The following is a 12,392-nucleotide window of genomic DNA, read 5'->3' as shown; positions in this document are numbered from 1 at the left end:
CGGCCTCGGCCTCGAACCCGGCCGCAGCCTCCAAGAACTCCAACAACGCATCCTCGAACACGACGCCAAAATCCAAATCCCCGCACTCACCCACTGACCACGGCCGTGACCGCCTGCCGGCACCGCGCCGACGGCCCAGGACACGATCAGGCGCAGTGGCCCCTGACGGTCGGCGAGACCGTCGGGAGCCACTGCGCCTGATGCGGTCCGCACCGCTGCCCGGCCCGCGACGCGCGGGCCGGGCGGCGTGGTGTCCGCCTACCGGTGGTTCAGCAGCACCGGCAGCGACGCCACGTCGTTCGCCATGAACGAGCGCAGCGGCTGGATCTCATCCGGTGCCACGGCCAGCGCGAGGTGCGGGAAGCGGGCGAACAGCGCCGGCACCGCCACGACCGCCTCCAGGCGCGCCAGGCGGGCGCCGGGGCAGAAGTGCGGACCCGCCCCGAACGCGAGGTGGTCCTTGTTCTCCCGGTCGATGTCGAACACGTCCGGGTTCTCGTGGACGGCCGGGTCGCGGCCGTGCGCCAGGTAGCTGATGAGGATGGCGTCGCCCGCCCGGATGACGACCCCCTCGCCGAGGTCGATGTCCTCCTTCGCCCAGCGCATCGGCAGTGCCGCCACCGGACAGTGCGCCCGCAGCGCCTCCTCGATCGCGTCCGGCCAGCGGGCCGGGTCGGCCAGCAGGGTCGCCAGCTGGTCCGGGTTGGCGAGCAGCTCGCGGACCGTGTGGTCGATCAGCGTCACCGTCGTCTGGCTGCCGCCGCCGATGAGCAGCAGCAGCATGTCGACCAGCTCCTGCTCGCTGAGCGGCTCCTCGCCCTCCACCCGGGCCGCCATCAGGAAGCTCGTCAGGTCGTCGGACGGCTCGCGGCGCTTGAGGTCGATCAGCGTACGCATGGCGACGTTCATGTCGACGTAGACCGCGGCCGACTCCTCCTCCGGCACGTTGTCGGTGTTCAGCACCACGCGCAGGATCCGCAGCACCTCGGGCCGCAGGTCGTCCGGCACCCCGAACAGGTCGCAGATCACCCTGGTCGGCAACTGCTGGGAGTAGATGGTGTGCAGGTCGACCGGCTCGTCCGCCGGGTGCGTCGCCAGGTCGTCGAGCAGCCGCCGGGCGACGAGCTCCACGTGCGGGCGCATCGCGTCGATCCGCTTCGGGGTCAGCGCCGGCGCCACGAGCTGCCGCAGGCGCTGGTGCTCGCGGCCCTCCGCCGTGGACATGGACTCGACGTCCACCCACGGCGACAGCCACTTGATCTCGCCGGGGGTGTAGCTGGGCACGTTCTTCTTGACGTTGCGGGAGACCCCGGGGTGGGTCAGCAGGCGCCGGACCACGTCGCCGCGGGTGATCGACCAGGCCAACATGCCTTCCGGCAGCTCGACGGCCACTGCGGGGCCGGCCGCACGGAACTCGTCGATCTGCGCGTACAGGCACTTGCCGCCGCGACTGTCGATCTGGGTGGTGGGGGCAGCGCTGAAGTCGACCATAGTGCGCCTCCTACGATGGTGAGGGAACGCAGAGAAAGGTAACTGTCGATCGGGAACTGTCGGGTAACCGCTTTCTCGCACCCGCCACGAATTCGCCTGGACAAAGGCGCAGATCATTGCGTCGTGCCGGCCTACCAACCTATCGTCCTACCACGACACGTGTCAGGGAGCGGCGATCCCGCCCTACTCACCGAATTCTGCGGCAACCCCATTTGTTAACGCGTGTGCGGAGGCACAAACATGGACAGGATTCGCCGGGTCGGCGTCGTCGGGTGCGGGGTCATGGGCGCCGGGATCGCCGAGACGTGCGCGAGGGCCGGCTTGGACGTGCTCGTCGCGGTGTCGCGGCCGGCTTCCCTCGTACCGGGCCGGGCGCGGCTGACCGCGTCGCTGGACCGCGCGGTGGGCCGGGGCAAGCTCAGCGAGGCGGATCGGGACGCGACGCTGGGTCGGGTGTCCTTCACCGCCGACCTGACGGACTTCGCCGACCGGCAGCTGGTGGTCGAGGCCGCCTCGGAGCAGGAGTCGATCAAGCTCGACGTGTTCGCCACCCTCGACAAGGTCGTCGAGGACGAGGACGCGATCCTCGGCTCGAACACGTCCTCACTGCCCATCGTGAAGCTCGGCGGCGTCACCGCCCGGCCCGAGCAGGTGGTGGGCATCCACTTCTTCAACCCCGCGCCGGTGCTCCCCCTCGTGGAGGTCGTCGGCTCGGTGCGTACGGACCCGCGGACCGTCGAGACCGTCGACGCGTTCGTCACCGAGGTGCTCGGCAAGCAGGTCGTCCGCGCCAAGGACCGCGCGGGCTTCGTGGTGAACGCGCTGCTGATCCCGTACCTGCTCTCCGCCGTGCGGATGGTGGAGTCCGGGATGGCGTCGGTGGCCGACATCGACAAGGCGATGACGCTCGGCTGCGCGCACCCGATGGGTCCGCTGCGCCTCGTCGACCTGATCGGGCTCGACATCGTGGCCGCGATCAGCGAGTCGCTGTACCGGGAGTTCCGGGAGCCGCACTACTCGCCGCCGCCGCTGCTCGCCCGCATGGTGGCCGGCGGCATGCTCGGCAAGAAGTGCGGCCGGGGCTTCTACGAGTACGGGCGATGAGCGCGTACGCCGCCGCAACGTCCCCCGCGGAGGTGGGCTGAACCATGGACCTCGTCGACCGTCTGCACCGCGTCGTCGCCGACGCGAAGTACCTGTCCCTGTCCACCGTCTCCCCCGACCGCCGGCCGTGGACGGCGGTGCTCCAGTACGCGTGGCTGCCCGACCCGCTGCGCTTCCTGTTCGGCTCCGCCACCCAGTCCCGGCACAGCAGGCACGTGGCGGCCCGCCCGACGGTGAGCGGGGCCCTCTTCGTCACCGGCGACGGCGGGCTCACCGAGGTCGACGGCGCCCAGTTCACCGGCACCTGCCGGGAGCTGACCGCCGACGAGGTACGCGCACACCACGCGACGTTCTACGACGCCCTGCTGCCGGACGACGCGAGCAGGGCGGAGTACACCCTGCCCGTGTCGGCGCTGCTGCCGCCGGCGGAGCACCGGATCTACCAGATCTCGGTGGACCGCGTGTGGCTCGTCGACACCAGCACCTGGATCGAGGACCGGATCGACCGCCGGATCGAGGTGGACCTGCCCTGAGCGGGGCGGGTCCACCCCGGTCCCGGGGTCACTCGGCCATCGTCGCCCAGAACACCGCCTCGTAGGCGTGCACCATCCGCGCCGCGCGCAGGGCCTCCACCGGGTCGTCGCCCGCCGCGAGGCCGGTCGACACCACCCCGGCCGCCTGCTCCAGCACCTCGTCCGGCGTCTCCGCGAAGTAGCGGAAGTGCGCGACCGCCTCGTCGGAGAACCCGTAGCGCGCCTGGAGGGCATCGGCCATCCGGGCGTAGAAGCCGCCCGACTCCTCGACGTTGACCAGCAGGGCCAGCGGGATCGCCGACCGCGGCCCGAACACGGCGGTCCGGACGATGAAGGAGGGGTACGCCTGGGCCAGCGGTCGCGGCTCGTGCGCCCGCAGCTCCTTCTCCCCCAGGCCCACCGCGGCGGCGAAGGCCGGCAGCAGGCCCAGCGCCTCCTCCTCGGCGCCCGCCATGGCCAGGAACAGCGGCTCGGGGAAGCGGGCCGCCAGGAACGCGAAGCTGCTCCGGTCGCTGGACACCAGGTGGTGCAGCTCGCCGGCCAGGGCGCGCAGCCGGTCGGCCGACACCTCACCGCGCTCCAGCAGCTCCAGGAACCGGTTGGGCGCCAGCTCCAGCGACCGCCGGCCCTGTGCCACCAGCTCTGCCACGTGCTCGTCCACTAGTCACCTCCGAATCGTGCGGTGCAGGTTCGGGCCGCTCGCCGGTCCCGGTACGGGCTCGGCGATCCACGGCCCCTCGATGGACGCGTCGAGCACGCCCTCTTCCAACCAGGTGAAGCTGCCGCCCAGCACCCGCCGGGCGACCGCGACGTCGTCGCCGTCGGTGTCGTCCCGCAGCCGCCGGCGCAGCTCCGCCACCCGCTGGCGGGACTGGCGGCAGAACGCGTCGGCCAGCTCGACCGCCGTGTCGCCGAGCGCCCTGGCGTACACGCAGGCGGCGGTCATCGCGTACAGCTCGGCGGCGATGTCCACGACGCGCCCGAGGAACAGCTGCCGCTCGGCGACCGCCTCGCCCCACCGCTCCCGGCCGTCGGCGAGGTGCCGGGCCATCTCGGCGCTCGTCGCGTCGGCGAACGACAGGTGCCCGGCCAGGTCGCCGAAGCCGGGCGGCGGCGTGAACGGCGTGGACCCCTCGGCCGGGCCCTCCTCGTCCGCCAGCGCGTCGGTCCCGACGAAGACGCGCAGCGCCTCGCTGGAGCCGTCGAAGATCCGGCCGATGCGCAGGTCCCGGAACAGCTGCTCGACGGGGACGCCGCGCTCACCGCGCGCGGCGGCCGACTCGGCGGTCTCGTACCCGCGGCCGCCCCGGATCTGCATCAGCTCGTCGACGATCCGCCACGCCTGCTCCGACGCGAACAGCTTCGCGAGCTCGGCCTCGGTGTGCGTGTCCAGCACGCCGGCGTCGGCGTGCCGGCCGGACACCTCGACCATGGCCTCCAGCGCGAAGGCGGTCGCCGCGATGTAGGCGATCTTGCTCGCCACCGCCTCGTGCTCGCCGATCGGCCGGTCCCACTGCACGCGTACGCCGGACCACTCGCGGGCGATCTTCAGGCTCCACTTGGCGGCGGCGGCGCAGACGGCGGGCATCGACAGCCGGCCGGTGTCCTGCGCGGCGAGCGCCACCTGGAGCCCCTGCCCCTCCGGCCCGATCCGGCGGCTCGCGGGCACCACGACCCGGTGCAGCCGGACGACCCCGTTCTCCAGGCCGCGCAGCCCCAGGAAGGAGCTGCGGTGCTCCACCGTGACCCCCGGCGCGTCGGCCTCCACCACGAACGCGGACATGCCTCCCGGGCCGCTCTCCGTGGGCGGGACCAGGGCCATCACCACGATCAGGTGGGCGATGGTGCCGTTGGTCGTCCACAGCTTCACCCCGTCGAGGCGGTAACCGCCGTCGTCGGTGGGGGTGGCGGTGGTCCGCATCCGGAAGGGGTCGTTGCCGATGTCGGGCTCGGTGAGGGCGAAGGCGGAGATCTCGCGTACGCACCTCGGCAGCAGCTCACGCTTCTGCGCGTCGGTGCCGAACAGCCGCAGCGGCTGGATGAGGCCGATCGCCTGGTGCGCGCCGAGCAGCTCACCGAGCGAGGAGTGCGCCGTGCTGACGATCATCAGCGCCCGGTGGTAGCAGACCCCCGACAGGCCAAGCCCGCCGTACTCCCTGGGGAGCTTGATGGCGAACGCGCCGAGGTCGCGCAGGCCGTCGACCACCTCGTCGGGGATCCGGTCCTCGCGCTCGATGAGCCGGCCGTCCACCTTGTCGGTGCAGAACGCGCGCAGCCGCGCGAGGAACGCCTCGGCGTCGGCGTCGAGCCCGGCGTCGGGCAGCGGGTCGAGCAGGTCGACCCGCAGCCTGCCGCGCAGGAGTTCGCTGCCGAAACTCGGTCTGGTCATCGTTGCCTCCCCGTTGCGCGGGTGGGTCTGGATCGGGACACGGGCCGGGCCACGTTCGACTCGCGTGAGCGGGTGCGCCCGTGGCCCGGTCCTCGACGTGGGTCAGCGCGCCGGCACGGCCTTGATCAGCGAGAGCGGGCCCGCGGCGCCGTGGCCGCAGGACTCGACGGTGAAGCCGGTCTCGGCGAGCAGGGACCGGAACTCGCTCTCGGTCCGCTCCCGGCCGCCGGCGGTCACCAGCATGTTGATGTCCGTGTAGAACATCACCGGGTTGTCGGTGTTCGCGGTGTCCGGCAGCACGGATCCGACGATCAGCAGCGTGGCGTCGGCGGGGATGTGGGCACGCACCGTGGCCAGCAGCTTCCGGGCGTTCTCGTCGTCCCAGTCCTGGAAGACGCTCTTGATGATGTACAGGTCGCCGCCCTCGGGGACCGACGAGAAGAAGTCGCCCGCCACGATCTCGCACCGGTCGGCGACACCGGCGGTGGCGAGCACGCCGGCGGCCTCGGCCACGCCCGCGGCGCTGTCGAAGCACACCCCCCGCAGGTGGGCGTGGGTGCCGAGGATCGCGGCGAGCAGCGTCCCGTCGCCGCCGCCGACATCCACGACGGTACGGACGCCGGAGTAGTCGTACCCGTCGGCGACGAGCTGGGCGGACGCCCTCGACTCCTGCCCCATCGCCACGTTGAACAGCGCGGACAGCTCGGGGTTCTCGGCGAGGTGCACGTAGGCGTTCTTGCCGTGCACGTGGTCGAAGGCGCACTCACCGGTCTCGATGGTGTGCCGCACCTGCTGCCAGGACGCGAACAGCGTGGGGTTGGTGAAGAACCGGGTGAACGCCCACAGCGTGTTCGGCGAGTCGGTGCGCAGCTGCTCGCCCACCTCGGTCAGCCGGAACTCGCCCGGCGCCGGCTCGACCAGCACGCCGATGGCCACGAGGGTCCGCAGCAGCCGGTGCAGCGACGGCGCGTGGGTGCCCGTCGCCTCGGCGAGCTGCGCGCTCGTGACCCGGCCGTCGTGGATGTGGTCGGCGAGCTTCAGCTCGGCGGCGAGCGCGAGCGACTGCGAGGCCATGTAGCCGCCGATGATCTCGATCAGGGCGGCACGGTTGCGGATCTTGGAGGCCAGGGTGGCCGGAACGGTGCTGGTCATGAGGCATGCCTTTCCGCGAGGGGGTGTCGAACCCACACGTTGGGCTCGACGTAGACGGCGTGGTCGTGGTCGACGTTCACCGCGACCGGGGTCAGGGCACCCGGCACGACGACCGGTCCGCTGGTGTCGAAGGGCAACCCGGTCCAGTCGCGCCACTGCGCGAGGCTGCCGGAGATCGTCATGGAGGCCGGGCAGACCTGGAGCACCTGCCCGCCCGCCCGGACGTGCACGCGCAGCCACGGGTCGGCCGGCAGCCCGTCGTCGCGGGTCCGGGCCGCGTACCCCGGCATCGGCTCGTGCGGCTCGGCGTGCTTGCCGCTGGGCCGGACCGGCCCGACGACGTCGCGGTAGCCGTGCCGGCGGGCGTTGTCCTTGACCGCCGCCAGGACGCGCCCCGACATGTTCCGGGCCTGCATGCCGGGCACCACGGCGATCTCCAGCGCGCACAGCGCGGTGAGGTCGCGGCCGGCGGAGGTGTCGAGCATGCTCATCCCCAGCACCGCGTCCCAACCGGTGTCGGGCAGGCTCGCCGGGTCACCGTCCCAGGCGAACGGCACGCCGGCCGCGCGGGCCACCACCTTGTCGTCGGATTCGACGACGACGAGCTGGTGCTCCGGGTACCGGTCGAAGGCCCAGCCGATCACCATCGGCTCGGGCGGGATGTACTCGGGCCACGAGGCCTCCATGTGGAGCATCGCGTCCCGCAGGTCCGGTCGCTCGGCGAGCGTCAACACGCGCACGGGGTCACCTCCCTCGGTCAGGCGGCCAGGCTGCGCGCGGGCAGCGGGTCCGCGGGCATGGCGCAGTGGTCGTCGGCGTGCCTGCGCAGCAGCGCCAGGTATTCGGTACGGGGCACCGCGACCGCGCCGATGAGCTTCGCGTGGTCGCCGTCGTGCTGGACGTCGACCGCCACGCCGCCGCTCTCCGCGACGCGCCGCACCAGGCACGCGACCGCGACCTTCGCGGCGCCGCTGCGCAGCGCGAACTGGGAGTCGGCGCTGAACACGCCACCGACCCGTACGCCGAACGTGCCGCCGACCAGCTCGTCGCCCTCCCACACCTCGACGCTGTGGGCGTGCCCCGCCACGTGCAGCTCGCGCAGCGCCGACACGAGCCGGTCGGTCAGCCACCGGGGCTCGCGGCCCACGCGGCAGTGCTGGACCACCCGGTCGAAGCAGACGTCGAGCGTCGTCGTCCACTCGACCTTGTTGCGCAGCTGCCGCCGCAGGCTGCGCTGGATGCGGGCCTGGTCGACGTGGATCACCGGGCGCGGGTCGGGCGAGCACCAGGCGACGGCGTACGGGTCCGCGCTCCCGGCGAGCACCGCGATCCGGCCGGCGGCGACGTCCGCCTCGTAGGTGAACTCGCTGACGATCTTCCGCTCCTCGGTGTCGGCCGGGAACGGGAACAGCCCGTGCCGGTAGGCGCCGAGGAGCGTCGTCGCGGACAGGTCGTCGCCGAACGCGACCGGGCCCTCGGTGGGGGCGTGGGTGAGGTCGAGCGTCTCCCAGCCCATCACGCGGCCCGCAGGAACTCGGTGCGGGTGAGGTAGCCGATGTAGCGGTCGAGCATCTCCGCGTCCACCGTCGGGATCTCGATGCCGCTGCCGCGCAACGCGTGCTCCACGTTGGTGCGGGAGAAGACGGGGAACGTCGTCTCCAGGTACATCTCCGCGACGCTCATCTGGCCCGTCGCGCAGCGGTCGATGAACAGCGGCGCGAAGGGGGTCATCGGATGGTCGGGCTGTTCGACCGCGACCCGCACCATCTCGTCGAGCCACTCGGCCCAGGTCACCTCGCGGATGTCGTGCCCGTGCGCCCGCAGGCGCTCGACCAGCACCGAGATGTTGACCTTCCCGGGGTTGGTGAGGTGGTAGACCTCGCCGTCGGGCCGGGACGCCCGGGCGATGTGCGCGACCGCGGCGGCGAACACGTCGACCGGCGTGTAGTCCAGCGGCAGCTCCGCGACGGGGGCGGTGCCGGTGTCCACCACGAACTTCTTCATCGCGCACATCTCCGTGGCGATGTTCCACGCGCCGTTGACCCGGTCGCCGGAGATGTCGGCGGCCCGGTAGATCGCCACCGGCAGCCCCTGCTCCGCCGCCCGGTGCAGCAGCGCCTCGGCCACCCACTTGCTCTCCACGTAGCCGACGGAGAGGTGGTCGGCGTACGCCAGCGGGGTGTCCTCGTCGACGTGCCGGACGCCGGCGGTGCCGAAGCCCGCGACGACGGCCATGGTCGACGTGTAGTGGACCGGGACGTTGCGGTGCCGGGCGGCCATCCGGATGATCTCGCGGGTGCCGTCGACGTTCGCCGGCCGCATGTGCGCGTACGGGTAGATGAAGTTGACGGCCCCGCCGGGGTGGTGGATGACGTCGACCGTGCGCGCCAGCTCGTCGAAGGCCGCCTCGGACAGGCCGAGCCCGGGTGCCGCGAGATCGCCGGGGACGGCGACGATCCGGCCCGCCGCCTGGTGACCGGCGAGGTCCTCGCCGAAGTAGTGCCGCGCGTTGGCCTGGATGCGGGCCAGGCCCTGCTTCGGCCCGTCGGCGCGCACGAGGCAGTGCACCACGGCGTCCGTGCTCGTCAGCAGCTCCCGCAGCAGGTAGATGCCCAGGAAGCCGGTGGCGCCGGTGAGGAACACGTGGCGGGGGTCCTGCCAGCGCGGCTCGTCGGACACGTCGCGCCGGACCTGCACGTCCAGCTCCGTCTCGGCGGCGAAGTCCACCCGCTTGCGGGTGTCGTCGCCAGCGAGCGTGCCTTCCCGGGCCTCGCGCACCGCCCGCGCCAGGCCGCGCGGCGTCGCGTCCTCCAGCAGCAGCCGGATCAGCGGACGTACCTGGGTGATGAGCACGCCGAAGGAGCCACGGATCTTCGCGAGCAGCTCGGCGGCGAGGATCGAGTTGCCGCCCTGCGCGAAGAAGTTGTCGTCCGGCAGCACCCGGGGCACGCCGAGCACCTGCCCCCACAGCCGGGTCACGCCGCGCTCCACGAGGTCGACGGGCGTGTCGTCCGCCGCCTCGGCAGCGACCGTCGCGGTGCCCGGCGCGGGCAGCGCGGCCAGGTCGACCTTGCCGTTGGTCTTCAGCGGCAGCTCGTCGAGTGCGACGAACGCCGTCGGCACCATGTAGTCGGGCAGGTGGCGGCTGACGAACTCGCGCAGCTCCGCGACGTCCAGGGGCCGTGGGCCGGTGTGGTACGCGGCCAGGCGCCGCTGGCCGTCGTGCTCGTACGTGGTGACGGCGACCGTGTCGACGCCCTCGTGCGCCGCCAGCGCCGCCTCGATCTCGCCGGGCTCCACCCGGAATCCACGGATCTTGACCTGCCGGTCGATGCGCCCGATCACCTCGAGGTTGCCCTCGGCGGTCCAGGCGCCCAGGTCACCGGTCCGGTACATCCGCGCGCCGGGCTCGGACGCGAACGGGTCCGCGCGGAAGCGGCCGGCGTCGTCCTCGGTCAGGTAGCCGCGCGCCACACCGCGACCGCCGATGTGGATCTCACCGCGCTCGCCGGGGCCGACCGGCCGGCCGTGCTCGTCGAGGACGTACACGACGGTGCCGGGCAGCGGCCGGCCGACGGGAGCCGCGCCGCGGGCGGGCAGCACGTCGGCGGTCAGGTCCATCAGGCAGGAGGTGATCGTGGTCTCGGTGAGCCCGTAGGCGTTGACCAGCCGTACCCCCGGCATCAGGTCCAGCGCCGTGCGGCAGTCCTCCGCGTTGACCGCCTCGCCACCCACGATCACCAGCCGGACCGGCAGGTCACCGGCCCCCGCGCCGGCCTCGGCGAGGAAGCGGCGCCAGTACGCGGGGGTCAGGTCCATCACGGTGACCCCGTGGTGGCGCAGCCGCTCCGGCAGCTCGCTGGGCGCCCAACTCAGCTCGGGCAGCACCAGCGTCGCCCCGCCCAGCAGCGCGACCGTGATCTGCTCGATGGAGGTGTCGAAGGAGAGCGCGCCGAACTGCAGCACCCGGTCGTCGGGGATGACGCCGTAGCGGCCGGCCAGCTCCCCGCACAGGTAGCTCAGCGAGTCGTGGTTGACCACGACGCCCTTCGGCGTACCCGTGGATCCCGACGTGTAGATGATGTAGGCGGCGTCCCCGCCGCCCTCCGCCACGGCCGGGGCGGTCGCGGCGCCGTCCGCGACGCTCGCGGTGAGCGCCCTGACCGGCAGGTCGGCGAAGCGCGCCAGGTCGCGCCCGTGGGTGACGACGGTGGTGCAGTCGGTCTCCTTCACGAACGCCTCGACCCGGCTGTCCGGCAGCCCCGGATCCACCGGCAGGTAGGCCGCGCCCGCCTTCCAGATGGCGAGCAGGCCGACGATGGCGTCGATGGAGCGTTCCAGGTGGACCATGACCACGGAGTCCGCGCCGACGCCCTCGTCGACGAGGTGGCGGGCCAGGCCGTTCGCCCGGCGCTCCAGGTCCGCGTAGCTGATGTGCGCGTCGCCCTGCACGACCGCGGTCCGGTCGGGCTGCGACGCCGCGCGGACGGCGATGAGTTCGTGGACACGCGGTTGCGTACGGATGTTCATGTTTTCCCTCGGGTGTGAGCACGGTCGTACCCGTGGATTTACCTGCCGCTGACCCAACGAAATTCGATACGGGCGACACTACTGCCTGCCGGCGGTTCCCCCGACTACCAGAATGAGCATGGAACCAGAATTGACACTACTCATCAGGGTAGTCCTTTAGGCGCGGTCCACCCTTCGTCGAATTCAACGTGGAGGACGCCGGAAATCGCTATGTGGCAGTGGTGCCCGGAAGGTCCGGACCGCCCGCTACGCCGCGGAGGAGACCGGCACGTGGCGGACGAGTTCCGCCCGCGAGGAGATGCCCAGCCGGCGGAACAGGCTACGCAGGTGGTAGTTGACCGTGTGCGGCGACAGCCGTACCCGGGTCGCGATCTGCCGGTTGGTCATGCCCTCGGCGACGAGCCGCGCGATGGCCCGCTCGACGCCGCTGAACGACTCCCACGCGCCACCGGTGTCCGGGCGGTGCTCGCGGGCGGCGGGCGTGGAGCGCAGCCCGATCCTGCGCCGCAGGTCGGCGGGGGCCACGGGCTCCGCCGACGGGTCGGCGGCGCGGGACGCACCGGTCACGGCCCGGCGCCGGCGCAGGCGGTCGCGGTCGGCGCGGAGCGCCTGCCGCACGGCGGGCGGCAGGGCGTCGAGCACCGCCCACCACACCAGTTCGTGCCGGAAGGCGAGGTCGTCGCCCACCCAGTCGAGCAGACCGGCGTCGAGCAGCGCATCCAGGTCCGGCAGCAGCTGGGCGGTGTTCCGCCGGGTCATCGCCGTCAGCTCCGCGAGCTGGCAGGACCGACCGAGCACGGCGGCCACCCGCAGCAGCTGCCACGCTCCGGTCGGCGCGCCGCGCAACGTGGCACGGACCAGCTCCTGGACCCGCTTCGGCGTCCGCGCCCGGCCGGGCCCGTCGGTGACGCCCTCGACGCGGATCCCCTCGCGCAGCGCGGCCAGCAGCAGCGGGTCCCCCGCCGCGGCGGCGACGAGCAGGCGCATGGCAGGATCCGCCACGACACCGGGCGGATCGGCGACGAGCCGACCCACGGTGTCCCCGGCCAGCGGGCGGCCCGCCTCGGCGAGCGCCCCGCCCCTCTGCGACAACTGCTCGTCCTCGTATGCCACGACGCAATCGTGCACGTGAATGTCTGCCGGTCTCAACATTGCCTTACCACCAGGTACGCCGAGCAATTACCCGCACGTGG

Annotated in this window: 10 protein-coding genes; 2 read left to right on the top strand and 8 right to left on the bottom strand. The window is 72.6% G+C overall.

Annotated features, from left to right (window positions below):
• Positions 1 to 258 precede the first annotated feature (258 nt).
• The gene (locus ABZ573_RS06150; protein ID WP_151453516.1) at positions 259 to 1,491 is read right to left on the bottom strand and encodes a cytochrome P450; all 1,233 of its coding nucleotides are present in this window, start codon (positions 1,489 to 1,491) and stop codon (positions 259 to 261) included.
• 240 nt (positions 1,492 to 1,731) lie between these two features.
• Here ABZ573_RS06150 and ABZ573_RS06145 point away from each other — a divergent pair, with 240 nt between their 5' ends.
• Together ABZ573_RS06145 and ABZ573_RS06140 are read left to right on the top strand one after the other, a co-directional pair.
• Positions 1,732 to 2,595 carry a 3-hydroxybutyryl-CoA dehydrogenase gene (locus ABZ573_RS06145; RefSeq protein ID WP_151453515.1) on the top strand — a complete coding sequence of 288 codons (864 nt, stop codon included), beginning with the start codon at positions 1,732 to 1,734 and terminating at the stop codon, positions 2,593 to 2,595.
• Positions 2,596 to 2,639: 44 nt separating this feature from the next.
• Positions 2,640 to 3,128, top strand: a complete 489-nt coding sequence (locus ABZ573_RS06140) for a pyridoxamine 5'-phosphate oxidase family protein (RefSeq protein ID WP_151453514.1) — start codon at positions 2,640 to 2,642, stop codon at positions 3,126 to 3,128.
• 28 nt (positions 3,129 to 3,156) lie between these two features.
• On the opposite strand, the gene ABZ573_RS06135 is transcribed toward ABZ573_RS06140, so the two are convergent.
• The 7 genes from ABZ573_RS06135 to ABZ573_RS06105 form a co-directional block, all read right to left on the bottom strand.
• The gene (locus ABZ573_RS06135) at positions 3,157 to 3,789 is read right to left on the bottom strand and encodes a hypothetical protein (protein ID WP_151453513.1); all 633 of its coding nucleotides are present in this window, start codon (positions 3,787 to 3,789) and stop codon (positions 3,157 to 3,159) included.
• Between the two features lie 3 nt (positions 3,790 to 3,792).
• Positions 3,793 to 5,517 (bottom strand): acyl-CoA dehydrogenase family protein, encoded by a 1,725-nt coding sequence (locus ABZ573_RS06130; protein WP_151453512.1) that lies wholly within the window; start codon positions 5,515 to 5,517, stop codon positions 3,793 to 3,795.
• Between the two features lie 102 nt (positions 5,518 to 5,619).
• Positions 5,620 to 6,669, bottom strand: coding sequence for a methyltransferase (locus ABZ573_RS06125; RefSeq protein WP_151453511.1), 1,050 nt, complete (start codon positions 6,667 to 6,669; stop codon positions 5,620 to 5,622).
• Positions 6,666 to 7,409 carry an N-acetyltransferase gene (locus tag ABZ573_RS06120; RefSeq protein ID WP_225852040.1) on the bottom strand — a complete coding sequence of 248 codons (744 nt, stop codon included), beginning with the start codon at positions 7,407 to 7,409 and terminating at the stop codon, positions 6,666 to 6,668. Before ABZ573_RS06120 ends, ABZ573_RS06125 begins: the two co-directional genes overlap by 4 nt.
• Before the next feature lie 17 nt (positions 7,410 to 7,426).
• Positions 7,427 to 8,185: a leucyl/phenylalanyl-tRNA--protein transferase gene (locus tag ABZ573_RS06115; protein WP_151453510.1), complete on the bottom strand. Its 759-nt coding sequence runs from the start codon at positions 8,183 to 8,185 to the stop codon at positions 7,427 to 7,429.
• A complete protein-coding gene (locus ABZ573_RS06110; protein ID WP_151453509.1) occupies positions 8,185 to 11,199 on the bottom strand; it encodes a non-ribosomal peptide synthetase in 3,015 nt (1,004 codons plus the stop codon). Before ABZ573_RS06110 ends, ABZ573_RS06115 begins: the two co-directional genes overlap by 1 nt.
• Before the next feature lie 246 nt (positions 11,200 to 11,445).
• Positions 11,446 to 12,312, bottom strand: a complete 867-nt coding sequence (locus ABZ573_RS06105; protein WP_225852039.1) for a helix-turn-helix transcriptional regulator — start codon at positions 12,310 to 12,312, stop codon at positions 11,446 to 11,448.
• Positions 12,313 to 12,392: the final 80 nt, after the last annotated feature.

The sequence above is a fragment of the Micromonospora sp. NPDC007220 genome, assembly GCF_040634035.1.
Taxonomy (GTDB): Bacteria; Actinomycetota; Actinomycetes; order Mycobacteriales; family Micromonosporaceae; genus Micromonospora; species Micromonospora reichwaldensis.
Note: the sequence above shows the minus strand (reverse complement) of the source record. Positions and strands in the feature narration are given on the sequence as shown.